The following is a 26,197-nucleotide window of genomic DNA, read 5'->3' as shown; positions in this document are numbered from 1 at the left end:
GACCAGCACTGGCCCGCCCCGCCCCCGCGTTCCCGTGACCCGCGCCACATCCCCTCGCGTCGCGTCAGGCGGCCCGGCGCCTGCCCCGTACGCGGCGGGGGTACGGGAAGAGCCGCGGGGAGCGTTTCGCGGCCACGTCCTCGATCCAGCCGAAGGTCAGGACCAGCAGGCCGGTCAGGGGGATCGCCACCAGCAGCGTGAACCACGGGCTCATCAGGAGCCACTGGAAGTGCTCGTAGAAGAAGCCGACGGACCAGAGGGGGTCGATCAGCGGGACGGCGGCCACCAGGGCGGCCTGGTGCCAGAGGTAGACGCTGACCGCGCGGGCGTTGAGCAGGCTGATCAGACCGTTCCAGCGTTCCAGCGGCCGGGGCCACTGCTCCCAGGAGGGGCTGACGTGGAGCAGGATCGCGACGAAGCCGAAGGACCACAGAGCCTGGGCGATCGGCCAGCTCTCGATGTCGGTGGGGACGGTGGGATCGACCGGCCGGGTCTGCAGGTACCACCAGCCGGCCACCATGATCAGCGGCGCGACGGACGGTACGACGTACTGCGGGATCTTCTTGAGCAGACCCTCCTGGTGGGCCATGCCGAGGATCCAGCAGGAGCCGAACATGGCGAAGTCGCTGAGGTTCTCCCAGACCCGGCCGTAGAGGAACTCCTGGTCGATGAGGAACGTGTTCAGCACGACCGTCACCGCGAGCGGCACGGACAGCGTCACCACCGGCATCCGCCGCAGCGCCCACAGCATGAGCGGCGACAGCAGCACGTACCAGAGGTACGCGCGGAGGTACCAGAGCGGCACGACGACCTGGACCGCCCAGCCCTGCCCCACGAGGTGGTCGAAGCCGTTCAGCGATTCGGCGTACGGCGGGGTGCTCAGCGGCACGAGCCAGAACAGCAGCTTGCCCCACCACCAGTCGGGGTGCCCCTCGGCGTCGGGGCCCCAGCCGTCGACGATCTCGAGGGTGAGGACGACCGCGCCGAACAGCCACATCGGCGGCAGCAGCCGGCGCATGCGCCCCCGGATGACGCCCAGGGCGGGACGGCTGAGCGAGCGCGCCATCAGGGACCCGGCCAGCGCGAACATCACGCCCATCGACGGGAAGACGACGGGCAGCCAGAACCAGCCGAAGTTGTGGTAGACCACCACGCGCACCAGCGCCAGCGCGCGCAGCAGGTCGAGATAGCGGTCCCGGCCGCCCTTGCGCGGGGCCGGTGCCGACGGTTCGGGCTCCGGCCGGAAATCCTGCCGCAGAGCGGGCGGGATCCTCAGCTGGAGGGTCTCCTGGGGTCCCCGGAACTCGAAGGACGCGGTCATGGTCAGGCCTCCACCGGTGCGGCGACCTCGCCGGTGCGCCGGAGCTTCTGCCAGCGCAGCCGGCCACCGGTCAGCGCCGTGATCGTGGACTGCAGCAGGACGATGTACATCAGCTGCCGGTAGACCAGTTGCTGGATCGGCAGGCTGATCAGATGCAGGGGCTTCTCGCCGTCGAGCCGGAAGGCGTACCAGGACAGCACGGCCTGGAGCAGGATGAACCCGCCCCAGCTGGCGAGGGTGATCGGCGCGTCCGCGAACAGCACGCCGTACAGCAGGAACAGGTCGACCAGCGGCGCGAGCAGCGGGGCGACCACGCCGAACATCACGACGAGCGGCAGCCCGAGCCGTCCGAAGCGTCCGGCCGGGCCCCGGGCGGTCACGGCGCGGCGGTGCTTCCACATCGCCTGCATGGAGCCGTAGCTCCAGCGGTACCGCTGGGACCAGAGCTGCTGGAGGCTGGCGGGGGCCTCGGTCCAGGCGCGGGCGCGCTCGGCGTAGACGATGCGCCAGCCGTCGCAGAGCACCGCCATGGTGATGTCGGTGTCCTCGGCGAGGGTGTCGTCGCTCATCCCGCCGACCCGGCCCAGGGCCTCCTTGCGGAAGGCGCCGACCGCGCCGGGGATGGTCGGGATGACGTTGAGCATGTCGTACATCCGGCGGTCCAGGTTGTGGCCGAGGACGTACTCGATGTGCTGCCAGGCGCCGATCAGGCTGTCGCGGTTGCCGACCTTGGCGTTGCCCGCGACCGCGCCGATCCCCGGGTCGCCGAACGGCTGGACCAGCTCGCGCACGGTGGACGGCTCGAAGACGGTGTCGCCGTCCATCATCACGATGATGTCGTGCGACGCGGCCGCGATGCCGGTGTTGAGCGCGGTGGACTTGCCGCCGTTGACCTTGCGGATCAGCCGGACGAACGGCAGGCGCATCTCCTCGACGATGTCCGCGGTGCCGTCCGTCGAGCCGTCGTCGATGACGATCACCTCGATCGGATAGTCGCTGGCGGCGAGGGAGTTCAGGGTGTTCGCGATGCACTCGCGCTCGTTGTACGCCGGGACGAGGACGGTGACCGGCTCGGTGACGGGCGGTCCCCACGCGTCCCGCCGCCGGGAGCGCCGGGCGTGGAGCGGCGCGAGGACGAGCATCAGCGCGAACCGTCCGAAGTTGAGGAAGCCGACGACGGCCAGCAGGGCGACCAGCACCGGCAGGGTGAGCACGGCGGCCTGGGTGGCCCAGATGAAGCACTTGCCCGCCCACAGCTGGTAGCCGTGCACCGGCACGGTGGCGTTGGTGGCGCCGAGTGCCTCGGAGATGGTGGTGAAGCGGTATCCCTCGCCCTTCAGCTTCACGATGATCTGCTCGAGCGCGGCCAGGGTCTCGGTACGGTCGCCACCCGCGTCGTGCAGCAGGACCAGTTCGCCCGCGCCGGGCTTGCGGGGCATCGCCGCCTCGACGATCGCGTCGACGCCGGGGCGCTTCCAGTCGTGGGTGTCGCGGTCGATGAACGCGGTGAGGTAGCCGCGGGAGCCCACGTACTTGATCACCGGGTAGTTCCAGTCGTCGAGCGCCGAGGCGTCGGAGGAGTACGGCGGGCGGAACAGCGCGCTGTGGACGCCCGCGACGCCGGCCAGGGCCAGCTGCGTCTGCGCCAGCTCCCAGCTGATCCGGGCCTCGGACTGGTACACGAGGTCGGGGTGGGTGAAGGTGTGCAGGCCGATCTCGTGGCCGCCCGCGACGATCTGCCGGATCAGCTCCGGGTGGCGCGTGGTCATCGAGCCGGTCACGAAGAAGTCGGCGCGGACGTCGTGGGCCGCGAGCACGGCCAGGATCTTCGGGGTCCACTCCGGCGAGGGGCCGTCGTCGAAGCTGAGGACCACGGTGCGGTCGGGGATCCGGTAGCTCACGGGGCGCTCGTTCCTGCTGCCGCGCGCGTCGATGACCGGGCCGCCCTTGAGCAGGTTCTCGGGCACCGTCGTCTTGTCGACCGAGGTCGCGACCCGGGTGTCGTGGAACGCCTCGTTGGTGGCGAGGCCGCGCAGGACGAGCAGTGCGAGCAGGCAGGCCAGCAGGGACAGCGGCATGAAGAAGCGCAGCGGCGGCGCAGCCAGTCGGCGCGGTCTCAGCAGGGACTGCCGACGACGCTGGTGGCGGGACAAGGGTGCTCCTGGAGATGGGTGGTGCGGACGGTCAGGCACGCTCGGCCCGGCCCGCAGGTGTCGCTCCGGGTGGCACGAGGGCCCCGGTACGCCGTGGAAGGTCGCGAGGTCCGGCGTGACGGCCGGACGCTTCACGAGAGGATTTGCGGACTTCGCCCGCTAGGGGATGTCGTGCTGATCCGGCCTGATCAGCACGACATTCCCTAGGGCCAGGAGGGCGACAGGGGCCCCTTGGTGGGCTGGTAGGAGGGCTTCGGGGGTATCCCCATCGCCGGGGCGTCCGACTGCACGCCGATGAGGCTGCTGCCCATGGCGGCCGCGAGCATCGCGCCGACCACGGAGACCGGCCAGCCGAGGCGGCGCAGCTGACGGCTGCGCAGGCCCGACTGGTCGACGAACACCGGTATGGGCGCCGGCGCGAACTGATGTGATTCAGCCATGCCGGGCTGTACCGAGTGGACCGATCCGCGCCGGGAGGATGTGGCGACGTGGCGCATGAGTTGTGGCCTTTTTGTGCAGGGTGGGGAGACCGCTGAAGCGTAGAGCGGACCGTAGCGCATGGGCTGAATCGATTGGCGTGCGATGTACGTATTTGACATGGTCCGATCGAGCACCGTAACCGGATCGGTATGTCGACGAGCGCTTCCAGACCCTTGAATGACCGGGTCGCGAACACGCGGCGAGATGGCTGGAAACCTTCGCTAGGATGACCGCTCGATTCATGCGATCAGCGATCGGTCCGCATGCCAACGGGCGTGTCCAGTCACCGCCTCTACGCCCCAAGGAGCCCGTGTGAGCCAGCCCCGCCGCACCTCTCGCCGCCGCGCGTGGACCGCGCTCACGCTGCCCGCCCTCCTGTGCGTACTGGCCGCGTGTTCCGCCGCCCCCGCGACCGGCGGCGCCGACGCCGCCGGGCCCGCGCGGGAGGCCTCACCGACGCCGACCGGCCCGCCGGGAACCCTGTTCGACGACTTCGACTACACCGGCGCCGACGACCCTTCCCTCGCCGCCCACGGCTGGGAGGTCCGCACCGGCGGGGGCGGTCCGGGCATCAAGGACACCTGGAGCGCCGACGGCGCCGCCTTCCCCTCCGACCAGACGGCCGAGGCGGGCAAGGTCCTCCGCCTGCGCTCCTCCACGGACGGCACCGCGCAGGGCACCACGCAGACCGAGGTGCAGACCACCGGCGGGAACTTCTTCACGGGAACCTACGCCGCCCGGGTCCACCTCAGCGACAGGCCCACGAGCGGACGCGACGGCGACCACGTCGTCCAGACCTTCTTCCCGATCTCCTCCTCCGACTCCTCGGAGAACTACAGCGAACTCGACTTCGAGTACCTGCCGAACGGCGGCTGGGGTTCGGTGGGTCCGCAGCTCGACAACGTCAGCTGGTACAAGGCCGACCCGCCGGACCGCGTCCACAACACCGTCAAGCGGAGCCTCGCGGGCTGGCACACCATGGTGATCACCGCCATGGACGGGAAGGTCACGTACTCCCTGGACGGCAAGGAGCTCTTCACCAGCTCCGGAAAGTACGTCGCGCGCGAGCAGATGGACATCCACTTCAGCAACTGGCTCATCGACCTCCCCTTCACCGGAGGCCCGCGCGTCTGGGACATGAAGGTCGACTGGGTCTACCACAAGGCCGACGAGGCCGTCTCCCCGGCGGAGATCCGGACGACGGTGGACGACTTCCAGAGCGCCGGCACGGCCTACGTCAACACCGTCGCGACGCCCTGATTCAGGCCCGCAGCCGCACGGCGAGCACGGCGAGCCAGGCACCGGGGCCGAACGGCACCGGGGGCTCGACCTCCGCGCCGAGCGTCACCAGCGCGAGGGCCAGGCCGTCCTCGTCGAGGCCCAGGGCGAGGAGGTCGTACAACTCCCCCGTGAGCTGGGCGACGAGCCCCCCGTCCGTGCCCGCCAGATAGTCGGCGAGCGCGGCCTCGTGGTCGCCGAACTCGTCCGGCATGTCCTGCGAGAACCATCCGCCGAGCAGCTGCGCCAGCTCGGGGAAGCGCGCCCGCCACTCCCAGGGCGTCGCCGGCGCGGCCGGCGGTGGCGCCTCTCCGTTCACCAGGCTTCCGTCGAGCCGGTCGGCGACGCCCGTGAGCCAGTCCCGGATCTCCTCGGGGGGCAGCCCCACGTCGGGCAGCCGGTAGTACTCGCCGAGCCGTATCCGCAGCCGTCCCGGCGGATTGTCGGCGTACACGCGCAGCTGCTCCGCCGCGACGGCGATCGCCCAGGGCCGGGTGCGCCACGTCTGCCGCAGATAGCCGCCCACCGCCTCGGGAGCGTGCGGGCCGAGGCCGAGGTGGGCGCGGACGACCTGGTCGAGCTCGCCGTACTTGCGGTCGTGCTCGGCGGGGTTCAGGGACACGGTGGCCTCTACAGGTCGACGGGCAGGGAGGAGTGCACGGTGAAGGGGGGCCCGCCCGGACCACCGGATCCGGTCCTGCGGAGCACCACCCTGGCAGCGCGCACCGGGATCGGATCCTGGCCGGCGAGCGCCATCCCCGTGGTGAGCAGCGTGCCCACCGGATCGGGCCGCGAGGGCCAGGCGGCCTCGATCACGAGCCGCTGCCGCGTGGACTGGGCGAGCCAGCGGTGGATGACCTGCTCGTTCAGCGTGATCACCTGCTGGGTGGCCCACTGGGCGGTCGCCCGGTCCGGGAAGGTGGCGGCGCGATCGGCGCGGGCCGGGACGCGGGCCGCGGGAGGGGTCGTCATGTCAGGCCCCGCCCCAGCCGCGCAGGGTGGCCCGCTGGGCGGCGGAGTAGTTGGCGTGCCCGTTGGCGACCACGGCGTGCAGCCACTTCTGCGCGGCCTGCAGGTCCTCCATCTGCCGGTCCCAGCGGTCGAGTTCGTCCACGAAGGCCTCGCGAGCCTCGCCCTGCCAGGCCAGGACGACCGGCACCGTGCGGTCGTAGAGCGCGGTCAGGCGCTCGTTGAGCGTCTTCACGATGTCCTCGAGATCGCCGCCTATCTCGCGCAGCGCGACCAGGTCGACGTGGATCGAGCCGTCCTCACTCATGTTTCCCCCTCTGCGGTACGGATGTTCAGAGCTCACTGATCCGGCTGACCGGTGCCGGATCACCACCGGGAGCCGCGTCGGCCGGCCTCTCTCCCGACAGTTCCCGTACCTCCGCGTCGACGTCGACCTTCTTCATCTCGGCCCGGAACTGCCGCAGGGTGTCCAGCTCCTGGCGGGTGAACCCGTCCCGGCTCATCCGGACCGCCTGCGCCAGCACTCCCAGGATCTCCCGCACCCGAACGGCGTCCGCCCCGGCCTCGCGGTGCAGCTTCCGGTACGCCGTCGCCGCCTCGCTGCGCCACCGCGCCTCGGCCCGGTCGACGATCGCGTCCATCCGGCGCACCTGCCCGTCGATGTACGTCCGCATGGCGTCCAGATCGTCGGCGAGACGCTTCAGGTCCTCGTCCGCGACGGCGAGGTTCGGATCGACGGGCATGCGGCGGCTCCTTTCGGGGCGATGGAGTGGTGGGTCAGTGCTGCTCGGTGAAGTGGGCGTGGACGGCGTCGAGCAGCAGCCGCAGCCGCGCGGTCGTCACCGACGGCATGACGGGCGCGAAGGCCGCGTCGAGCTCGGCAGACGAGCGGAACATGTAGAGGACTCGTTGGAGTTGTCCCGCGAGATCGGCGATTCTGCCGTGGCAGTCCGGGTGATCCATGGCGACCAGGTCGAGTGCTTCCGCCTCGGGGTCGCTGCCGTACTCACCGGTGGGCAGCTGTGACGCGAACTCGTTGACGATGTCGAAACGGGCGAGTGCCTCCCACTGCGAGAGCGGCAGTTCGTCATAGCCCGGGCAGTCGCCGAACCACGGGTCCCGGAGGAGCGCCGCGAGCGTACGAAGGAAGGTGTCGGCTTGTTCGTCGCCGGCCGCCCGAGCGAGCCGATCACGGAACACCGTCGGCCTCGCCGCGAACCGCTCCGTGCCGCATTCGTCCGCCAGTGCCTCGAGGAGCGAGGCCACCGCGTCGAAGGGCATGACCCAGGCGATCGTGTGCGAGTCCTGCATCAGGCGGGCGAAACGCTGGAGTTCATCCTCCAAGGGGGCGGCCCCCGGGTTGCGCGAGGCCGCGGCGAGGTCGACGAGGCGGGCGAGCACCCCGCTGGTGAGGACGGCGTCGGTCGGTTCGGTCACCTGACGCATGCTAAGGGGCCTTCGGATAGGCGGTGAGCACGTAGAAGGACTTCGACTCGGGCGAGTAGGCGAGGACCACGTGCACCGTGTGCACGTCCTTGGGCCGGGCCGAGAAGCCCGACGCGGCGAAGTCCGACTGACTCACGGAGGTTCCCACGGCCACCGGATTGCCGTTCGCGTCCGTGACCGGGAAGTCCCAGGCCTTGACGGATCCCGGTCTGAACGTACCGTCGGCCACCTTCCGCTCCTGGTTGCGCATCCAGGTCTCCAGCTCGGTCTTCTTCGCGGGGTCGTTGACCCCGGTCTGCACGTACTGCTCGGCGGACCGCAGATCGCGGAACGTCGACGCGTCGGCGCCGCCCTGGTCGCGCAGTCGGTGCATCAGCTGCTCGGGGGTGAGCCCGATGTGCTTGTCGATCGTGTGGGCTTCCTTGCCGCCCCTCAGGCCCTCGGGGGGTGGGGGCTGGAAGTCGTTGCGCTCCCATTCCACGGACGCGAGGTCGATGCCGAACCTGACGTTCGGGTCCCGCGACTGCTCGTTGAGCGGGACGATCGACCGGTCGAACTCGAAGAGCGAGCGCGCCCCGAACGCCTCCGCCCTCGCCGACTCCGATTGGAAGGTCGGCACCGCGCGCGAAGCCTCCTGCAGCGGTTCGAGCAGGCCTTTCACCTTCTGCGTCTGGGCCCGCAGCGTGGTCTCGTAGGTGTCGACGGCCGCGTTGACGGCGTCCGTGTCGATGCTGAGGAGCACCGCGGCGCCGAGGCCCTTCCACAGCTTCTTGAGGCGCTCGACGAAGTTCCCGATGAAGTCCCTGAAATCGGTGACCTCCAGAAGGGCCAGGGCGTCCTTGATCGCCTTGTGCAGGATCTCGCGCAGTTCGGTGCGGACCTTCTCCGCGGCCTCCGCGTACGTGCGAACGGCCTGGGCCAGGATCTGGGCCGTGGTGCTGAGGACGCCGAAGACCGGGAGGCTCGTGCCCGCACCGGTCGGCGGCTTGTGCCCCCACTCGTAGCCGGCCGTATTCTTGCCCCAGGCCGTCGTGCCCCACACCGACGACACGAACTGCAGCATCGCCCCGTGCCAGTCCCCGTTGGCATGGTCCGTGATGACGTCGATGGTGGCGGTGAGCTGCCCCTGGATGATGCCGACGCCCGTCTGGTACGGCAGCCATGCCTGCGACAGCTGGTTGACCCTGAGGTAGTTCGGGAGCGGCAGTATCTCCAGTGCTCGGCCGGTACGCAGCGCCTCCTCGATCACGGTGCGCATCAGGGAGCCGGGAATGTCGCCGCCGTCGAAGATGTCGGCGAACTCGTCGACGGCGTTGCCGTCGCGGACGCCGAACGGCGGTGGAGCCGGGTAGGCCGGCGGCGCGGAGATGACCTGCGGCGGGGCCTGCGGTACGAAGGACGGGCTGAGGGGGTGGGTCGCGGCGTCCGCCTGCCGGAAGTTGTTGGCCGTGGTGGTGAAACCGACCGCCGCGCCGCCGATGGCGACCACGGCCTTTCCGTGCGCCTCCATGAGCAGGGCGACGACCGCGGCGTACTGGGTGGCGAACTCGGCTGTGGCGGTGCCGGATCCGCCCACCTTGGAGTAGCCCGCGTGCACGTCGAGGAACTGCACGAGCGCCTTGTGGAACGACTGCTGCTCGACGGAGAGGGCCGCGGACACCTGGTACAGGTGGAGTGGCTGGACGTCGAAGCCGCCGGGGCCCGTCCACGGGTTGCTCACGGCGGGCGGCGTCGCCGGAGGCAGCTGGGGCGGCGGGCCGGACACGGGCGGCGTCGGCGGCGCGTTCGGGCTCGGCGACGGCGTCGGCTGAGGTCCTGGCGTGCTCGGCGACGGCCCCGGCGACGGCAGATGCGTCGTGCCGGGTGCCGGTGTCGTGGTGGGCTGCGGGCCGGGACTCGGTGGTGCCGTACCGGTCGGACTCGGGCTCGGGCTCGGCGTACTCACCGGTGATTCCTGACCGTTCCGCACGCCGCGCGGGAGCACGCGCACGCACCCCTGCCCTGTTCTTCTCCCCGTCCCATGAGTCCCCCCGACCCCGTCAGACTGCTGCCGAAGCTAGCAGGACGAGGCGTCACATCTCATGATCGCGACTGGAGTTGGCCGAAAGACCCGAGTCCTTGGCCATCGTGGCGATGCCGCCGTCGAAGCACTCGGCCTTGTGCCCCGTCGTCGCGTGGTCTCGGAACGCGCCGCTTCCCACGGCCCGGGTCCGGGTCGGTCGGCCGTCATCGCCTCCGGTCGCCCACGTGCCCCGCCCCGTCCGGTATCTGCTCGGAGGTCACGCGGTGGGACAGCGGGTCCGCGGTGCTTCGGCTCCCGACCGGGGCGGCGCCGATGGAGCCCGTCAGGGTGACGCCCAGGGCGGCCAGGGCCGCGCTCTTGGCGAGCAGTCGCCCCGGGCCGTGGAGCGACCTGGTCCTCGTGGGCCGGGTCCGCGCGCTCGGGGGCGTACCGGGCGAGCGGTGGACTCCCGACGGGTGCGGAGGGCCGCCGGGCGCCGTCTCCGCCCCGGGATCGCGCGCGTCGGGTGTCGGCAGCGCGGCCAGTGCCGTCTCGCAGGTGCGGGCGTCGGGGCGGCTGGAAGGCGTGTGCGCCGTCATGGCCTTCAACAGTTCGCCGAGGTCCGGGGGAAGTCCGGCGGGCAGCGCCGGCGGGCGGTGCAGCCGTGCGAGTGCCGCCTCCAGGGGCGTTCCGTCGTACTCCCGCTCGCCCTTGAGGGCCTCCAGGAGGACGAGTCCGAGGCTGTAGATGTCGGCCCGCGGCCCGGTGGTCCGGCCCAGTGCCTGTTCCGGCGCCATGTAGGAGGCCGTCCCCGTGAGGATGCCCTCGCCGTCGGTGGCCGGGGCGTCCGTGCCGCTCGCGGCTTCGTGGGGCGCGGCCGCGGGGTCGTCGGTGGCGGCGAAGCGGCGGGAGATCCCGAAGTCCGTCAGGCGCGGGGCCCCGGTCGGGTCCAGGAGGATGTTCGACGGCTTGACGTCGCGGTGCACTATTCCCGTTCCGTGCACGTGGGCGAGCGCGGAGGACAGCGCGGCCCCCATGCGGCAGGTCTCGGTCACCGACAGCGCGGAGCGGGCCAGGCGCCGGCGCAGGGTCGTCCCCCTGACGAGCTCCATCACCAGGAAGGGGCGGCCTTCGTCGTGACCGGAGTCGAAGAGCGTCACGAGACCGGGATGCTGCAGCTGGGCCAGGAGACGCCCCTCGCCGTCGGAGTGCTCCTCGGTCCGGGCGTCGCCGCGGCGGAAGACCTTCACCGCGACGGGCCTGCGCAGCCGGAGGTCCACGGCTTCGTAGACGTCGGCCGCGCCCCCTCTGCCCAGCAGGCCGTCGAGCCGGTACCGGCCGGCGACCGCGTGGGCGGTCAGCCGGGAGTCGGGTTGGACGCGCCACGGACGGACCTGCATCTCGGTGCTCCCTGTCTTCCGTTGCCGCCTTCTGCCGTCCGGCTCTTCGTCGGCGAGCGGGGTGCCGCTCTTCGCCCCCCGCCCGGTGCGGACCCGTCGGCCCGGGGCGGGGGCCGCCTTCGAACATCGCGGCCGTACAGCCGCCGCGTGCGGACCTCGGGGTACGGCTGCCCCGGATGCCCCGGGACATCCCTGTGACATCCGCGCGTTCGACGGACGCGGGCGGCCGGTCGCGTCTCGGGCGGGCGGGAGGACCTCCGGACGCTCCTCGAGGGGTAGGCCCGAACTCGATTCCCCGACGCGGTGGTTCGCCGGGTCGGAGGGCTCGGTGAGCGGGCGCCGATGCGCCCGACCGTGCGTCCGCGCGCCCCTGCGTGAGGGATGGTCGTGGCCGGATCTCGCCTTCACGATGAAGCGCGTCCCGTCCCGCGCGGACGGGACGGTGCGCGTCCGGCGGCGCGAGAGGGCAGGACCGTTCGCGCGTCATCACTTCGGCGATCCGTACGGGGGGATCCATGGGCAGACGCTGGTTGATCACGGGGTGTTCTTCGGGCCTCGGAAGGGCCTTGGCCGCCGCGGCGGCAGGGGCGGGGCACGAACTCGTCGTCACCGCCCGCAAGACCGCGGACCTGGAGGATCTCGCGGCCGCCTGGCCGGGGCGGATCGTCCCGGTTCCGCTGGAGCTGCGGGACCCGACCTCCTGCGAGGAGGCCGTCCGGACGGCCGTCGACCGCCTCGGGGGCATCGATGTCCTCGTCAACAACGCCGGCGTCGGTCTCTTCGGCGCGGTCGAGGAGGTCTCCGACGCCGAACTCCGGGAGCAGTTGGAGATCCTGCTCGTCGGGCCCTGGAGACTCGCACGGCTCGCGCTGCCCCTGATGCGGGCCCAGGGGCACGGCCACATCCTCAACGTCTCGTCCATCGTCGGCCGGATGGCCTTCCCCGGCCTCGGCGCCTACGTGGCCGCGAAGCACGCCCTGGAAGGCATGAGCGAGGCGCTCGCGGTGGAGGCGGCCCCGCACGGCATCCGTGTCACGGTCGTCGAACCCGGCATGTTCGCCACCCGCTACGGCACCGCCATGACGGAAGCCGCCCACCGGGTCCCGGCCTACGACGTGACCAACCGCGAGATGCTCGAAGGCGCGCGCGGACTCGCCGACAGCCCCGAGACCGGACGCCCCGACGACTACGCGGCACGGGTCCTGGCCATCGTCCACGCCGAGGGCCCCACGCCCCTGCGCATCCCGGTCGGCGCCGACGCGTACGGCTATCTCGACGTCGCGGAACAGGCCGCCCGCGAGGAGTACGCCGCGGCCCGGGCGCTGGTCGACGGGCCGCCACCTCAAACGGTCTGACGGACCGTCGTACCGCTTCCCGGGCCGCGCGGACTCCGCGCTCGCACCCGATACGGCCGGCCGTGTCGGGTGCGAGCGCGGGCCGGTCGTGCGAACCCGAGCCGCCCGCGGGGCTGTTGTTACCTGTGCGTTCCGCATAGCCGGAAGGTGACAGCGGCGACTGTCGGGGCCCTCCGGGGACGTGACAGCGTCGTGTCCGTCACCGACCGAGGGAGTGCGCAGTGAACAAGGGGTACGCGGTGTTCTGCGACGCCGACCGTCACTTCTACGACGCGCCGCACCGCCTGGTCTTCGCCGAGGGTGCGGGTGACTCCCTGTACCGGGCGGCCACCCTCCCCGTACCCGAGGGCTGGACGTCCCACCGTACGGGCGACTGGCTCGCCCTGCGCCCCCTGGACCACGCGCTCCCGTCGCAGGGATGGAAGATCCACGTCTCCGCCTGTCTCGACAACGCGGAGGCGATCCTCGCCACCGTCCGTGCGTACTGTCTGGAACAGGACGTGGCCTTCAAGTTCGTCCCCAGCCGCTACCTGCTGCACCAGCGCAACGCCAAGTACGCGGACCGCTCGGCGAGCGGCAAGTTCATCACCGTGTACCCGGCCGACGACCAGCAGTGCGAGCGCGTGGCCACCGATCTGGCGGGGCTGCTGGAGGGCCGGCCGGGTCCGTACATCCTCAGCGATCTGCGCTGGGGCCGCGGCCCCGTGCACCTGCGGTACGGCAGCTTCACCGTCCGCCACTGCTACGACGAGCACGGGGAGCTGCGGCCGGCCGTCGAGGACGGGTCCGGCACGCTCGTGCCCGACCGGCGCGATCCCGTCTTCCATGTGCCCGCCTGGGTGACTCCCCCCGCCTTCCTGACTCCGCACCTGGAGGCGAGGGCCTCGGTGACCGTCCAGGACATGCCGTACGCCGTCGAGAAGGCCCTGCACTTCTCCAACGGCGGTGGGGTGTACGAGGCCCGGGACCGGCGGACCGGGCGGCGGGTCGTGCTGAAGGAGGCGCGGCCGTACGCCGGCCTCGCCGCCGACGGCGCGGACGCCGTGACGCGGCTGCACCGCGAACGCGAGGCGCTGGAACGGCTCTCGGGGCTCGCCTGCACGCCGGAGGTCCTCGACAGCTTCACCGTGGGCGACCACCACTTCCTGGCGCTGGAGTTCGTGGAGGGCAAGCCGCTCAACACCTTCTTCGCGCGGAGGCATCCGCTGATGGAGGCCGATCCGCCGGCGGAGCGGCTCGCCGAGTACACGGAGTGGGCGCTGCGGATGCACGGGCTCGTCGAGCGGGCCGTGGCCGCGGTGCACGCACGCGGGATCGTCTTCAACGACCTGCATCTGTTCAACATCATGGTGTCCGAGGACGAGTCCTCGGTGGTCCTGCTGGACTTCGAGGCGGCCCAACCCGCCGCCGAGGGCGGTCGCCAGACCGTCGCCAACCCGGGGTTCGTGGCGCCCGCCGACCGGCGGGGCTTCGATGTGGACCGGTACGCCCTCGCGTGCCTCCGGATCGCGCTGTTCATCCCGCTCACGAGTCTGCTCGCGGTGGACCGGGGCAAGGCCGCGCACCTCGCGGAGACCGCCGCGGCGCGGTTCCCGCTACCTCCCGGCTTCCTGGACGAGGCGGTTCGGGAGATCACGCGCGACCCGGCCGGCGGCCCGGCAGGCGGGAGCACGCGGGCGGCCGACCGTCCGGCGGACCGCGCCCCGTTCCTGCCCGCGGAGCCGGGTGACTGGCCGAACAGTCGTGACTCCATGGTGGCCGCGATCCTCGCGTCGGCGACACCTGAGAGGGAGGATCGTTTCTTCCCCGGGGACATCGCCCAGTTCGCCACCTCCGGCGGAGGCATGACCGTCGGTCACGGCACGGCCGGAGTGCTCCACGCCCTGCACGAGAGCGGGGCACCCCGATGTCCCGAGGCCGAGGACAGGCTCCTGCGGCACGCCAAGCAACCCGACTCCGGCACACCGCTCGGCTTCTACGACGGTCTCGCCGGTGTCGCGTGGACCCTCGAACGGCTCGGGCACCCGGCCGCCGCGCTCGAACTGGCCTCACTCGTCGCCGAACAGGACCACGAGGGCCTCGCCCCCGACCTGTACGGAGGGACGGCCGGTCTCGGCCTCGCCCTGGACGCCCTGGCCACCGCCACCGGCGAGAGCGGCCTCCACGCGGCGGCCCTGCGCTGCGCCGAGCTGTCCGCCCGCCCGCTCCGGTCGCCCGGGCGACCGGCAGGAGCGGCGGGAGCGGCGGCACCGGCAGGCAAGGCGCGTACGGGACTCCTGTACGGCTCCGCCGGACGGGCCCTGCTGTTCATACGCCTCTACGAGCGCACCCGGGACACCGCCCTCCTCGACCTCGCCGCCGAGGCGCTCCACGACGACCTGAGCCGTTGCGTCCGCGGCGCCTCCGGGACCCTGCAGGTCGACGAGGGCTGGCGCACGATGCCGTACCTCGGCGCGGGCAGCGTGGGCATCGGCATGGTGATCGACGACTACCTGCTCCACCGGCGCGACGACGCCCTGGACCGGGCGCGCCGCGAGATCGTACAGGCGGCGCAGGCCACCTTCTACGCGCAGCCCGGGCTCTTCCGGGGCGTCGCGGGGATGGTGCTCCACCTCGCCCGTACGAACGTCGGCGGCCCCGGCACGACACCGGGGGACGTACGCCGCCAGGTCGGTTGCCTGAGCTGGCACGCCATGTCCTACCAGGGCCGACTCGCCTTCCCCGGCGAGCAGATGATGCGCCTCTCCATGGACCTCTCCACCGGTACGGCGGGCGTCCTGCTCGCGCTCTCCTCGGCCCTGGGCGACCGCCCGGCCCACCTGCCGTTCCTTCCGCCGCTTCCGCGGCCCCACGAACCGGCCCCCTGACGGGGTCGCCCCGCACCACCCGTCCCCTACGAAAGGAAACGATCATGAACCTCTTCGACCTTCAGTCTCTGGAGACCCCCAAGGACGAGGCCATCGGCGACGTCGAGACCGGGAGCCGCGCGAGCCTCCTGCTCTGCGGTGACAGCAGCCTCAGCGTCACCACCTGTAACTGACCCGATCCGGCTTCCCGCACGGCGTCCCGAGCGCCGGTGAGGAGTCACGGGGCCCCGGGAGCGCTGCTCCCGGGGCTCCGGCCGTCGGGGCCGGACACCGGCGGGCCCGGCGGCGACATCGCTTCCGGAGGGGAAGAGAGGAGGCCGGATGGCCTCGCCGACCGGTTCCGACCGGCTGCTCCGCGGCGCCGTACGGCACACGGCGGGCACCACCGCGGCGCTGCTGCTCTGCTCGGTCGCCGGCGCGGCCTGCTCGCTCGCCGTACCCGCGGTCGCCGGCAGGACCCTGGACCTGCTGCTCCGTGACCGGCCCGGGGCGGGGACGTGGCTGCTGTGGACCGCCGTCCTGCTCGCCGCCGAGGTGCTCCTGGAGACCGGCTCCGTCCTTCTGACGCAGCTGACGAACGCCCGCGCCACCGCCTGGATCCGGCTGCGCGCCCTGGGCGGGCTCCTCGGCACCGCTCCCCACCGGGCGGCACCCCACTCGGGCGGCGACGTCGCCGCCCGGCTGTGCGTCAACGCCACCGACAGCGGCACCGCCCCGGCGGCCCTCGCGACCTCGGTGTCGTCCGTGCTCGTGCCGGTCGGCGCACTCGTCGCCCTGGCGCTCATCCATCCCTGGACCGCCGCCGTCTTCGTGGCCGGTCTGCCCCTGCTCCTGCTGCTGCTCCGCGCGTTCGCCACCCAGTCCTCCGACTCGGTCGGCCACTACCAGCGGGCGCAGGGCGCCGTCGCCGCCCGGCTGGCCGAAGCGCTGGGCGGCGCCCGGACCATCGCCGCCGCCGGCACGGCACGGCACGAGGAGGAGCGCGTCCTCGCCCCGCTGCCGGAGATGGCACGGCACGGCACCCGCATGTGGCTCGTCCACGGCCGCGCCGTGGCCCGCAGCGGCGTCCTCCTGCCGCTGCTCACCACGGCCGTCGTCGCGGTCGCGGGAGTCGGCCTCGCCGCGGGCGAGGTCAGCGTGGGCGGTCTGCTCGCCGCCTCCCGGTACGCGGCGCTCGCCGCCGGGATCGGCGGCATCGCGGCGCCGCTCGGCACCCTGGTCCGAGCCCGCAGCGCGGCACGCCGCACCGCCGAACTCGCCGATCTGGCGCCGATGCCGCACGGCTCCGCAGTCCTGCCGGCCGACGCGCCCGGGAACCTGGAACTGCGGGGCGTGCGGGTGACGCGCGGCGGCGTCCCGCTCCTCACGGACGTGACGCTCGCGATCGGCGGCGGATCGACGGTCGCCGTCGTGGGCCGCTCCGGAGCGGGCAAGTCGACGCTGGCCGCCGTCGCGGGCCGGCTGACCGACCCCGACGCCGGGAGCGTCCGCCTGGACGGGGTCGACCTGGCGGCACTGTCCCGCTCTGAACTGCGCGGGGCGACCTCGTACGCCTTCGCGCGTCCCGTCTTCGACGGCGGGGCCACGCCCACGGTCGGCGCCGCGCTGGCCGCCGGGACCGGGCCCGGCCGGAGCCCTGCGACACCGACGAGCGTCCGGGACGCGGCGACGGCCGCCTGCGCCGACACCTTCGTCCGACTGCTGCCGCTGGGCTACGAGACCCCGGTGGACGACGCCCCGCTCTCCGGCGGCGAGGCCCAACGCCTGGGTCTGGCACGGGCGTTCATCGGCCGGGGCCGTCTGATGATCCTCGACGACGCCACGTCGAGCCTCGACACGGCCACCGAACGCCAGGTGGAGACCGCCCTGGCCACTCCGGCACGGGCGTGCACCAGGCTGATCGTCGCCCACCGGGTGTCCACGGCCGCCCGGGCGGACCTGGTCGTCTGGCTGGAGGGGGGCCGCGTACGCAGGTCCGGACCCCACAGCCTGCTCTGGGAGGAGCCGGAGTACCGCGCGGTGTTCAGCGCGGAGGCCGCGCAGACCACGCAGACCACGCAGACCACGGAAGCCACACACGACACAGGGGCTACGCAGGCCACGCCGGCCCCGCCCGCGGACGCTCCCCCGGCGACCGCCGGCTCCGGCGCACTGCGGTCGTCGGCCGTCCCGGGGACGGGAGCGGACGAGTGAGGCCGGCTCCGAGCCCGGAGAGGGCGAAGGAACCGATCACGCCGAGTGCGACGGACCGCCCGGCACCGTCCGCCGCCCCCGGCGAGGCGGACTCGGCCCGGCGCGTCACAGCCTTCCTCCGTTCTCTGCTCCTCCTCCGCAGAAGCGTCCTGCTGAAGCTGGCGGCCTGGTCGGCCGCCGAATCCGCGCAGACGTTCCTCGGCGGCTACTGCGTGGCCCGCGCCCTCGACGACGGATTCCTGAGGGGCGCGCCCTCGACCGGGCTCCTCTGGCTCGCGGGGGCCGCCGTGGCCATCCTGCTCGGCGCTCCCGTCATCCGAGGCGTCTTCGCCCAGCTCCCCCACCTCACGGAACCGCTGCGCGACCAGCTCGTACAAGGGTCGGTCGTACGCGCCCTGCGCACCGCCACGGCCACCGCCACAGGCGGAGGCGGAGGCGGAGGCGGCAGCGGGGACGCCACCGCGGTGTCCCGGCTGACGAGTCAGACCGAGATCGCCCGGGACAGCTTCGCCGGACTGGTGCTCGCCACCCGTTCCTTCGTCTTCGTCGCCGTGGGGGCCCTCGTCGGTCTGCTGTCGCTCGCGCCGCAGTTCCTCCTCGTCGTGCTTCCGCCCCTGGTGCTGGGCCTCGCCCTGTTCACGGCCTCCCTGCGGCCCATGGCGCGGGCCCAGCACCGGTACCTCGACGCGGACGAGGCCGTCGGCCGGCGCGCCGGGATCACCCGCAGCGCGCTGCGGGACACCGTGGCCTGCGGCGCCCAGGAGGCGACCGCCGCGCAGAACCGCCGCGCCGTCGAGGAGGCGGCCGCCGCCCAGCGCGCCCTGGCCCGCTGGGCGTCCGTCCGCACGTTCTCGGTGGCGACGGCCGGACAGCTGCCGGTCCTCCTGCTGCTCGCCACGGCGCCGTGGCTTCTGCGCCAGGGCGTCACGGCCGGAGCCGTGGTGGGTGCGCTCACCTACGTCCTCCAGTCGCTGCTCCCCGCGCTGCACACCCTGATGACCGTCCTGGGCGCCGCGGGCGCGCGGCTCTTCGTCGTCCTCGACCGGCTCACGCAGCCGCCGCCCCCTGTCCCGACCCCTTCCCCGACCCCCGACCCCGCCGCCGACTCCCCCGGCCCGCGCCGTACCGGCCGCGCCGCCGCGGCCCTGGAGCTGCGCCACGTCCGCGCCGCGTACGGACCCGGGGCACGCCCCGTGCTGGACGCGCTGGAACTGACCGTCGAGCAGGGGGAACACATCGCCGTGGTCGGCCCGAGCGGCATCGGCAAGTCGACCCTGCTGCACATCGCGGCGGGCATGCTCACCCCCGATCACGGCGACGTACGGCTCTTCGGCCGCGACGTCGCGGCCTGCCCGCCCTCCGAGCTCCCCGCCCTGCGCGTGCTGATCCCCCAGGAGGCGTACGTCTTCACGGGCACCCTGCGGGACAACCTGCGGTACCTGCGGCCCGATGCCGACCGGGCCGCCGTCGACCGGACCGTGGACGCGCTCGCCCTGGCACCGCTCGTCGACCGGGTGGGCGGGCTCGACCGTACGCTGACGCCCGACGCCCTGTCCCTCGGCGAACGCCAGCGGATCGCGCTGGGGCGCGCCCATCTGGCCCCCGCCCCGCTGCTCCTGCTCGACGAGGCGACCTGCCACCTGGACCCCGTCGCGGAGGCCACGGCCGAGCGGGCCCTGAGCGCGCGGCCGGGGACCCTGGTCGTGGTCGCCCACCGGTTGTCGTCCGCTCTCAGGGCCGACCGGATCCTCGTCCTCGACGGCACCCTGGCCCGGTACGGAACGCACGACGAGCTGCTCGCGCGTTCCGCTCTCTACCGCGATCTGGTAGGGCACTGGAGCCGGGTCCGCGAGTGAGCGGACCGTGACGGCGAGGACGCCGCGGCGGTGCTCTAGGTCCACCCGGCGCCCTGGGCGATCCGGATGGCGTCCACGCGGTTCCGTGCGCCGACCTTGCGGATGACGCTCGCCATGTAGTTGCGGACGGTGCCCTTGGTCAGGAACAGCGTCGCGGCGATCTCGGCGACCGGCGCTCCGTCGGCGGCCAGCGAGAGGACGCTCAGCTCGCGCCGGGTCAGCGGCATCTCCGCCGCCTGGAGGAACCCGAGCGCGAGCGTGTCGTCGATGTAGCGCTCCCCCTTGGCCAGACGGTGCACGGCCTCCAATAATCGACACTTCGGGGCGTTCTGGTCGACGAAGCCGGTCGCCCCCGCGGCATGGGCCCGGCGCAGCACCCCCGGCCGCTGCCCGGGGACGAGGGCCAGCAGCGCGGGCCGGACACCCGGCCCCTCCCCCGAGGCCGGTGCGGCAGCGGCCACGGGCCGCACCGCCGAGGCAGGCAGACACCCGGCGTCCGCCACGTACACGTCGGGCTCGGACACCCCCGCCGCCGGGCCGTGCGGCCATCGGTCGAGCGAGGAGCCCACCATGATCCCGCCCGACCTCAGCAGTTCGACCAGCGCGGTCCGCAGGAGCTGCGCCTCGTAGACCACCGTCACTCGTATCATTCCCACCCCTTCGGTCCTCCGCCGTGCCAGAGGTGCACGACGCGAGCAGCCACCCCCACCCCTCTGCCCTTGCCGCATCAGGCGGAACACAGCACCGGGTGCACAAGGGGGCGCACTCCGGAGCGCCCCGGCCGGATCCGGTGCGTCCCTTCGAAGGCGAAGCAGGCCGACGGCCTGCGCTGCCGGCCGCGCCGAACCAGGAATGTCCAGATCGGACCCATACGGGCGCGCGACGGCGGAAGTGCGCCCCCAGGGGCCCGGCGGCACCGCCCGTGCGCCGCCCCCCAGGGGCCCGGCCGGACCGCACCCGCCGCCGCCGGGGTTCGGCCGCGGCGCCGGACCGCACCTCCCGTGCGCCGCTGCCCGGGGTCCGGCCGCGACGGGAACCGGGTGCGGTGGTCCGGACGCGTACCGTGAACATCTCGGGCCCTGGCCGCGGGGAGGTGCTACAACTGGGGTTGTGAGCCCGTCTCGTCTCTCGTGCCCGGCGTACCGGTGCGGTCGAAACTAGGCAGAAGATTCGGAAGCGTCGCCGGACAGGTCTTCGTCCTTCAGGTGGCGATCGTGGTGCTGCTCGCCGCCGGTGCCCTGCTGGCCCTGCTGCTGCAGTCGCGGTACGACATCGACCGTGAGGCGCGCAACCGGTCCGTGTCCGTGGCACAGACCTTCGCGAACTCCCTGGGCCTGCAGGAAGCGCTGAGGTCGCCGGACCCGTCCGCGATCCTGCAGCCCCTCACCGAGAAGACGCGGAAGGACGCGGGCGTGGACTTCCTCGTGGTGATGGACACGAACGGCATCCGCTACACCCACCCGCAGCCCGACCTCATCGGCAAGCAGTTCGTCGGGACGATCGAGCCCTCACTGGCCGGCGAGGTGTACACCGAGAGTGTCGAGGGGCCGCTCGGCAAGGAGATCCAGGCGACCGTCCCGGTCACCTCGCCCGGGGGTCAGGTCGTCGCCCTGGTCTCGGCTGGTCTGACGGTGGCGAGCGTGACCGGCGTCGCCGACCGTCAGCTCCCGGTCATCCTCCTGGCCATCGCCATCGGTCTGGCCCTGGCCACCGTCGGCACGGCGCTGATCAGCCGAAGACTTCGGCGCCAGACCCACGGGCTCGGCACGCAGGAGATGACCCGCATGTACGAGCACCACGACGCGGTGCTCCACTCCGTCCGCGAAGGGGTGGTGATCACGGACGGCGACGGACGGCTGCTCCTGGCGAACGACGAGGCGGGACGGCTGCTCGGCCTGCCGGACGACGCCGAAGGGCGCCCCGTCGACGAGGTCGGGATGGACCGTCGCATGGCGGAACTGCTGCTGTCCGGCCGGGTGGCCACGGACGAGGTGCTGGAGGCCGGGGACCGGCTGCTCGTGGTCAATCAGCGGCCCACGCTCCCGCGGGGCTCGGCGGTCACCATCCGCGACTCCACCGAGATGCAGCTCCTGAGCAGTCGGGCGGAGACGGCCCGCAAGCGGCTCAAGCTGCTGTACGACGCGGGGGGTGACATCGGGACGACCCTCGACGTGGTCCGCACCGCGAAGGAGCTGGCCGACGTCGCCGTTCCCCAGTTCGCGGACTTCGTCACGGTCGATCTGGCCGACGCGGTACTGCACGGCGACGAGCCCGGCCCGGGCGCCGACATGCGGCGCACGGCGGTCAGCGGCATCCGACCCGATCACCCGCTGTACCCGCTCGGCGCACTGATCGACTTCCTGCCGTCCACACCGCAGGCCCGTGGCTACGGTACGGGCACGACGGAGCTCGTACCCGATCTCCATGACGCGCCGGGCTGGCACGCCCAGGACCCGCAGCGGACGTCCCAGATCGTCGACTACGGCATCCACTCGCTCATCGCGGCGCCGCTGAAGGCCAGGGGTGTCGTGCTCGGGATCGTCAACTTCTGGCGGTCGCAGAAGCCGGAGCCGTTCGACGAGGACGACCTGTCCCTGGCCGAGGAGCTCGTCGGCCGCGCCGCGGTCACCATGGACAACGCCCGCCGCTACACCCGCGAGCACCATCTGGCCGTGACGCTCCAGCGCAGCCTGCTGCCGCGGGACCTGCCCGAGCAGAGCGCGGTGGACGTCGCGCACTTCTACCAGCCCGCGCAGTCCGGAGTGGGCGGGGACTGGTTCGACGTGATCCCGCTGTCGGGCAGCCGCGTCGGGCTCGTCGTCGGAGACGTCGTCGGGCACGGCCTGCACGCCGCGGCCACCATGGGGCGGCTGCGCACGGCCGTGCACAACTTCTCCTCCCTGGACCTGCCGCCCGACGAACTCCTCGCCCGTCTCGACAACCTCGTCCAGCGCATGGACCAGGAAGGCGACGGCACGCCCTCGGACGGCGGTGTCATGGGTGCGACCTGCCTGTACGCCGTCTACGACCCGGTCTCCCAGAACTGCGCCATGGCGCGGGCAGGACACGTGCCACCGCTCGTGGTCGCCCCGGACGGCACGACGACGATCTCGGAACTGCCGGCCGGCCCTCCGCTGGGGCTGGGAGGCATGCCGTTCGAGACCATGGAAGTGCACCTGGCGGAAGGCAGTCAGCTCGTCCTGTACACCGACGGGCTGGTCGAGGAGCGGAGCCGGGACATCTCGGAGGGCCTGGAGACGCTGCGCACCGCGCTGAGCCACCCCGACCGGGACCCGGAGGCCAGCCGCCGCGCCGTGCTCGACGCCCTGCTCCCCGCCCGGCCGGCCGACGACATCGCGCTGCTCATCGCCCGGACACGGACTCTGGGCCCCGGCCGAGTCGCCGAGTGGGACGTACCGTTCGACCCGAGCGAGGTCGGCACCGTGCGCGCCCTCGCGGCCGGGAAACTCGATGAGTGGGGCCTGGAGGAGCTCGCCTTCACCACGGAACTGATCCTCAGCGAGCTCATCACGAACGCCATCAGGTACGCCGCCGCGCCCGTGCGCGTGCGTCTGCTGTGCGATCGCAATCTGACCTGCGAGGTGTGGGACGGCAGCAGCACCGCCCCGCATCTGCAGTACGCCACCACCACGGACGAGGGAGGCCGCGGACTGTTCCTGGTGGCCCAGCTCAGCGAGCACTGGGGCACCCGGTACACCCCGGAAGGCAAGGTGATCTGGGCCGAACAGGCCCTGCCCGCGGAGGGCGGTGCCTTCTCCTAGACCTCGGTCGTCGCCCGCCGGCGCGGTCGACACGAGTTGGGCCCCACGTAGTCCCCGGAAACGGGTCAGAGGCCGCTTCAGATTGCTCTGAAACGACCTCTGACCTGCGACTCTTTCGAGTCGGGACGACAGGATTTGAACCTGCGACCCCTTGACCCCCAGTCAAGTGCGCTACCAAGCTGCGCCACGTCCCGGTGCTCGTCCTCGTGGGGTTTCCCCCGCGTCGGCGTGCAGGGAAAACACTACCTCACTCCGGAGGGTGGGTTGACGCACGGGCTGTCACCGCGCCGCAGGTGGTGGCCAGGGCCGTTGCCTCGGCGAGGGCGGTGGCCGAGCCCGTCGCGTGGGCGAGGTCCAGGCGGGCTCGGGACTCCTCGTAGCGGGAGGGGGACTCCGCCAGGTGCGCGACGGCGCGGGTGAGGAGGCGGCGGGACTCGGCGGGGGTGGCGAAGAGGGCCAGGCAGCGGAGGGCTTCGCCGCGGGCGGTGGGGGTGCCGAGGCGTTCCGCGTGGGCGCGGGCCTCGGTGGCGACGCGGGCCGCGCGGTCCGGGTCCGTCGTCGCGAGGGCCCGCGCGAGGTCGAAGGGCCAGGGTGCCCAGAGCACGTGGTGGCGGCCGCGGGCGGTCAGCGCCTCGGCCGCCGCCTCCAGGGTGTGGGCCGCCTCCTCGTGCCGGCCCTCGGCCAGCAGGAGGCGGCCGAGGACGCTCGGGCCGTCGGGCAGCACGATCGCTCCCGGCCAGGGCGGGCCGAAGGCGTAGCGGTCGGCGACCTCCCTGGCCTCGGCGGTACGGCCCCGGGCGAGCAGCGTGTCGACCAGGAGGCAGGCCGTGTCCCAGTGGACGGGGAGCCCGCGGCCCACCCGGTCCGCCAGGCGGAGTCCCTCCTCCAGGTGGTGCTGCGCCCTGGGCAGGTCTCCGCGCCTGCGGTGGGCCAGGCCCAGGAGGGTGTGGGCGAAGGCCAGGTGGGCGCCGTTCCAGCCGGAGATCTCGAAGGCCCGCACCGCCTCGCCGAACAGGGCCCGCGCCCGGTCGGGCCGGTCGGCGAACGCGTACGCGATGCCGGTGAGCGCCGGGATCTCGAAACCCCAGGTGGTGTCGGTCCAGCCGAGCCCCCTGGCCGGTGCGCCGTCGACGAGGGCGCTGTCGCAGAGTCGTACGACCTCGGCCGCCGGTTCGCCCCTGAGCATCGCGTCGAAGGCGCGGACGGCGAGCAGGGCGCGTTCCGGGTTGTCCGCCCCGGTGAGGCGCCCGGTGAGCTCGGCGAGGCGACGCGAGCGGCCCGGGCCGTCCTCCTCCGCGGCCTGGAACCCCTCGTACATGAAGTGCGCGGCCTGGAGGCGCCGTCGGCCGGTGCCGGGCGGGGTGCGGACCGCCTCGGCCTCGACGGTCCGCGCCGCCTCCCCGAGCTGGTTGCTGTGGGCGAGGACCTGGGCGAGCCGGTAGGTGGCGTCGACGCGGAGCGTGTCGTCCAGGCCGGGCAGGTCGAGCGCCGAGCGGAGGTGCCGGACGGTCGCGGCCGGCGCGGTGAGCAGCGACGCGCAGCCGAGCTCGTAGAGGACGACGGCGTACGTCTCGGGGCCCGGCGGCTCGGCGAGGGCCCGGTCCAGGCAGCGGCGGGCCGCGTCGGGGGCTCCGACGGCCAGGTGCTCGGCGGCGCCGGCCCGCAGCAGGCGGACGGCGTCCTCGTCGTCCGCCGGCTGGACGTCGAGGAGGTGCCGGGCGGCGGCGGCCGGACCGTGTCCCGCCTCGGCCAGCGCCCGTGCGGCGCGCCCGTGCAGGGCGGACCGTGTCGCTGCGGGCACCGATCCGTACACGGCCGTCGCGATCAGCGGATGCGTGAATTCCAGCGGACCCGCCGGGGCGGGAGGCGCCGACGGCGTGGCGGTCGTGGGTGTGGCGTCGGCGTGTGCGGAGGGGGCCGGTGTCGCCGGCGTATCGGGCGCCGTCACGATCCTCGCCCGGCGGAGGCGGTCCGTGTGCGCCGCCAGCTCGGTTCCCGCCATCCCCGTGAGCGCCCTCAGGAGTCGCGGCGTGCTGTCCGGGCCGAGCACGGCGATCGCCCTCGCCAGGCGCGTCGGTCCGGCGCCGAGCGCCTGGAGGCGGGCGACGAGGCCCCCGCCGCGCGCGCCCGTCCCCAGCTCGCGGAGCAGGGCGACGGATCCTGCCACGGGGTCGACCTCCCGCTCGCGGGCCTTGGCGAGCAGTTCGACCGTCTCGTACGCGTTCCCCGACGTCACCGTCCACAGTGCGTGGCAGAACGGTTCGTCGGCGTGCCCGCCGAGTGCGTCGCGCGCCAGTGCGGCGGTGGCCTCCGGCGTCAGGGCGTCCAGGCCCAGGGTCAGGAATGCGCGGTGGCCGAGCGCCGCCAGGGTGGCGGGTGCGCCGGGCGCGTGGGGCTCGGGTGGCGGCGGGCGGTGGGCGAGGACGACCAGGACGGGGAGGCCCCCGCCGTTCCGGGTCCGGGTGTACGCGTCGAGCCAGGCCAGGGATTCCGCGTCGGCCCACTGGGCGTCGTCGACGAGCAGCACGGGCGGCCGGTCCTGCAGCCGTGCGGCCAGGCAGTCCAGGAGCCGGACGAGTCCGCCCCGTACGACCTGCGGGTCGGCGGGTGCGGCCGGGGGCGGAGGCGGCGGTGCGAGGCCCAGCGCGGGGGCGATCCGGCCGACCGCCTCCGCGCCCCGGCCGTCCGGCGCCGGCAGGAGTTCCCTCGCCTCCACTGCGGGTTGGAGCAGTTGGCGCGTGACGTGGAACGGGACGGAGGTGTGCGTCTCGTCGCCTCGGGCCGTCAGGACGGTGCACCGGTCCCCGGCGATGCGGCCGATCTCGGCGAGGAGCGCGGTCTTCCCCCTGCCCGCCTCTCCCCGGTAGACGAGGACGCACCCGCCGCGGGCGGGTTCCGCGACGAGGCCCTCGACCGCGCGGGCGGCCGCGGCGAGTTCCGGGCCGCGTTCGAGGAGGAGACCCCCTCGCACCGGGTCCGCGCCGGGCTTCTCAGGCGCGCCACCCGCTTTCGAAGGCGCTCCCGACGACCGTACGGGCAAGGACTGTTCAGGATCCGACGGCACCGGTGACCCACTCTCCCCACAAGAGCTGCTG

General features: G+C 73.1%; 19 protein-coding genes and 1 tRNA gene. 7 read left to right on the top strand and 13 right to left on the bottom strand.

What is annotated here, in order from left to right:
- Positions 1-64 precede the first annotated feature (64 nt).
- The 3 genes from AMK27_RS08765 to AMK27_RS08755 all read right to left on the bottom strand — a co-directional run bounded on the left by AMK27_RS08765 (position 65) and on the right by AMK27_RS08755 (position 3,914).
- Positions 65-1,321 (bottom strand): acyltransferase family protein, encoded by a 1,257-nt coding sequence (locus AMK27_RS08765; protein WP_079188305.1) that lies wholly within the window; start codon positions 1,319-1,321, stop codon positions 65-67.
- A 2-nt stretch (positions 1,322-1,323) separates the two neighbouring features.
- Positions 1,324-3,474 (bottom strand): bifunctional polysaccharide deacetylase/glycosyltransferase family 2 protein, encoded by a 2,151-nt coding sequence (locus tag AMK27_RS08760; protein ID WP_073904484.1) that lies wholly within the window; start codon positions 3,472-3,474, stop codon positions 1,324-1,326.
- 203 nt (positions 3,475-3,677) lie between these two features.
- Entirely contained in the window at positions 3,678-3,914 is a 237-nt protein-coding gene (locus AMK27_RS08755) for a hypothetical protein (RefSeq protein WP_143204836.1), read from the bottom strand.
- Between the two features lie 352 nt (positions 3,915-4,266).
- On the opposite strand from AMK27_RS08755, the gene AMK27_RS08750 reads away from it, so the two are divergent.
- Complete coding sequence (locus AMK27_RS08750) at positions 4,267-5,214, top strand: glycoside hydrolase family 16 protein (RefSeq protein WP_073904480.1); 948 nt, start codon at positions 4,267-4,269, stop codon at positions 5,212-5,214.
- Position 5,215: 1 nt separating this feature from the next.
- On the opposite strand, the gene AMK27_RS08745 is transcribed toward AMK27_RS08750, so the two are convergent.
- The 7 genes from AMK27_RS08745 to AMK27_RS08715 all read right to left on the bottom strand — a co-directional run bounded on the left by AMK27_RS08745 (position 5,216) and on the right by AMK27_RS08715 (position 11,049).
- Positions 5,216-5,854 carry a contact-dependent growth inhibition system immunity protein gene (locus tag AMK27_RS08745; protein ID WP_073904478.1) on the bottom strand — a complete coding sequence of 213 codons (639 nt, stop codon included), beginning with the start codon at positions 5,852-5,854 and terminating at the stop codon, positions 5,216-5,218.
- Between the two features lie 8 nt (positions 5,855-5,862).
- The gene (locus AMK27_RS08740; protein WP_073904476.1) at positions 5,863-6,204 is read right to left on the bottom strand and encodes an RNase A-like domain-containing protein; all 342 of its coding nucleotides are present in this window, start codon (positions 6,202-6,204) and stop codon (positions 5,863-5,865) included.
- A gap of 1 nt (position 6,205) precedes the next feature.
- Positions 6,206-6,508, bottom strand: coding sequence for a WXG100 family type VII secretion target (locus AMK27_RS08735; protein WP_073904474.1), 303 nt, complete (start codon positions 6,506-6,508; stop codon positions 6,206-6,208).
- Between the two features lie 25 nt (positions 6,509-6,533).
- Positions 6,534-6,944, bottom strand: a complete 411-nt coding sequence (locus AMK27_RS08730; RefSeq protein WP_073904472.1) for a WXG100 family type VII secretion target — start codon at positions 6,942-6,944, stop codon at positions 6,534-6,536.
- A gap of 34 nt (positions 6,945-6,978) precedes the next feature.
- Entirely contained in the window at positions 6,979-7,638 is a 660-nt protein-coding gene (locus AMK27_RS08725) for a hypothetical protein (protein ID WP_143204835.1), read from the bottom strand.
- 10 nt (positions 7,639-7,648) lie between these two features.
- Entirely contained in the window at positions 7,649-9,367 is a 1,719-nt protein-coding gene (locus AMK27_RS08720) for an RNase A-like domain-containing protein (protein WP_073904468.1), read from the bottom strand.
- A gap of 506 nt (positions 9,368-9,873) precedes the next feature.
- On the bottom strand, positions 9,874-11,049 hold the full coding sequence (locus tag AMK27_RS08715) for a serine/threonine-protein kinase (RefSeq protein ID WP_073904467.1): 1,176 nt from the start codon (positions 11,047-11,049) through the stop codon (positions 9,874-9,876).
- Positions 11,050-11,564: 515 nt separating this feature from the next.
- On the opposite strand from AMK27_RS08715, the gene AMK27_RS08710 reads away from it, so the two are divergent.
- The 5 genes from AMK27_RS08710 (at position 11,565) to AMK27_RS08690 (ending at position 19,320) form a co-directional block, all read left to right on the top strand.
- A complete protein-coding gene (locus AMK27_RS08710) occupies positions 11,565-12,404 on the top strand; it encodes an SDR family oxidoreductase (RefSeq protein WP_073904465.1) in 840 nt (279 codons plus the stop codon).
- A 221-nt stretch (positions 12,405-12,625) separates the two neighbouring features.
- Positions 12,626-15,271, top strand: coding sequence for a class III lanthionine synthetase LanKC (lanKC, locus tag AMK27_RS08705; protein WP_073904463.1), 2,646 nt, complete (start codon positions 12,626-12,628; stop codon positions 15,269-15,271).
- Positions 15,272-15,315: 44 nt separating this feature from the next.
- Positions 15,316-15,444, top strand: coding sequence for a mycelium formation morphogenetic lantipeptide SapB (gene ramS / locus AMK27_RS08700; RefSeq protein ID WP_015037662.1), 129 nt, complete (start codon positions 15,316-15,318; stop codon positions 15,442-15,444).
- A gap of 148 nt (positions 15,445-15,592) precedes the next feature.
- Positions 15,593-17,464 (top strand): ATP-binding cassette domain-containing protein, encoded by a 1,872-nt coding sequence (locus tag AMK27_RS08695; protein WP_073904461.1) that lies wholly within the window; start codon positions 15,593-15,595, stop codon positions 17,462-17,464.
- Entirely contained in the window at positions 17,461-19,320 is a 1,860-nt protein-coding gene (locus AMK27_RS08690; protein WP_079188304.1) for an ATP-binding cassette domain-containing protein, read from the top strand. Before AMK27_RS08695 ends, AMK27_RS08690 begins: the two co-directional genes overlap by 4 nt.
- A gap of 35 nt (positions 19,321-19,355) precedes the next feature.
- On the opposite strand, the gene AMK27_RS08685 is transcribed toward AMK27_RS08690, so the two are convergent.
- Positions 19,356-19,970, bottom strand: a complete 615-nt coding sequence (locus AMK27_RS08685) for a helix-turn-helix transcriptional regulator (RefSeq protein WP_073904459.1) — start codon at positions 19,968-19,970, stop codon at positions 19,356-19,358.
- A 555-nt stretch (positions 19,971-20,525) separates the two neighbouring features.
- Between AMK27_RS08685 and AMK27_RS08680 the strand changes: the two genes are divergently transcribed.
- Positions 20,526-23,102 carry a SpoIIE family protein phosphatase/ATP-binding protein gene (locus AMK27_RS08680; protein ID WP_107425513.1) on the top strand — a complete coding sequence of 859 codons (2,577 nt, stop codon included), beginning with the start codon at positions 20,526-20,528 and terminating at the stop codon, positions 23,100-23,102.
- A gap of 120 nt (positions 23,103-23,222) precedes the next feature.
- On the opposite strand, the gene AMK27_RS08675 is transcribed toward AMK27_RS08680, so the two are convergent.
- Both AMK27_RS08675 and AMK27_RS08670 read right to left on the bottom strand, forming a co-directional pair.
- Positions 23,223-23,296, bottom strand: a tRNA-Pro gene (locus AMK27_RS08675).
- A 53-nt stretch (positions 23,297-23,349) separates the two neighbouring features.
- Complete coding sequence (locus AMK27_RS08670) at positions 23,350-26,073, bottom strand: ATP-binding protein (protein ID WP_073904455.1); 2,724 nt, start codon at positions 26,071-26,073, stop codon at positions 23,350-23,352.
- Between the last annotated feature and the right edge of the window lie 124 nt (positions 26,074-26,197).

It is taken from the genome of Streptomyces sp. CB02009, from assembly GCF_001905825.1.
In the GTDB taxonomy this organism is placed as follows: Bacteria; Actinomycetota; Actinomycetes; order Streptomycetales; family Streptomycetaceae; genus Streptomyces.
This window is presented reverse-complemented; position numbering and strand designations above follow the sequence as displayed.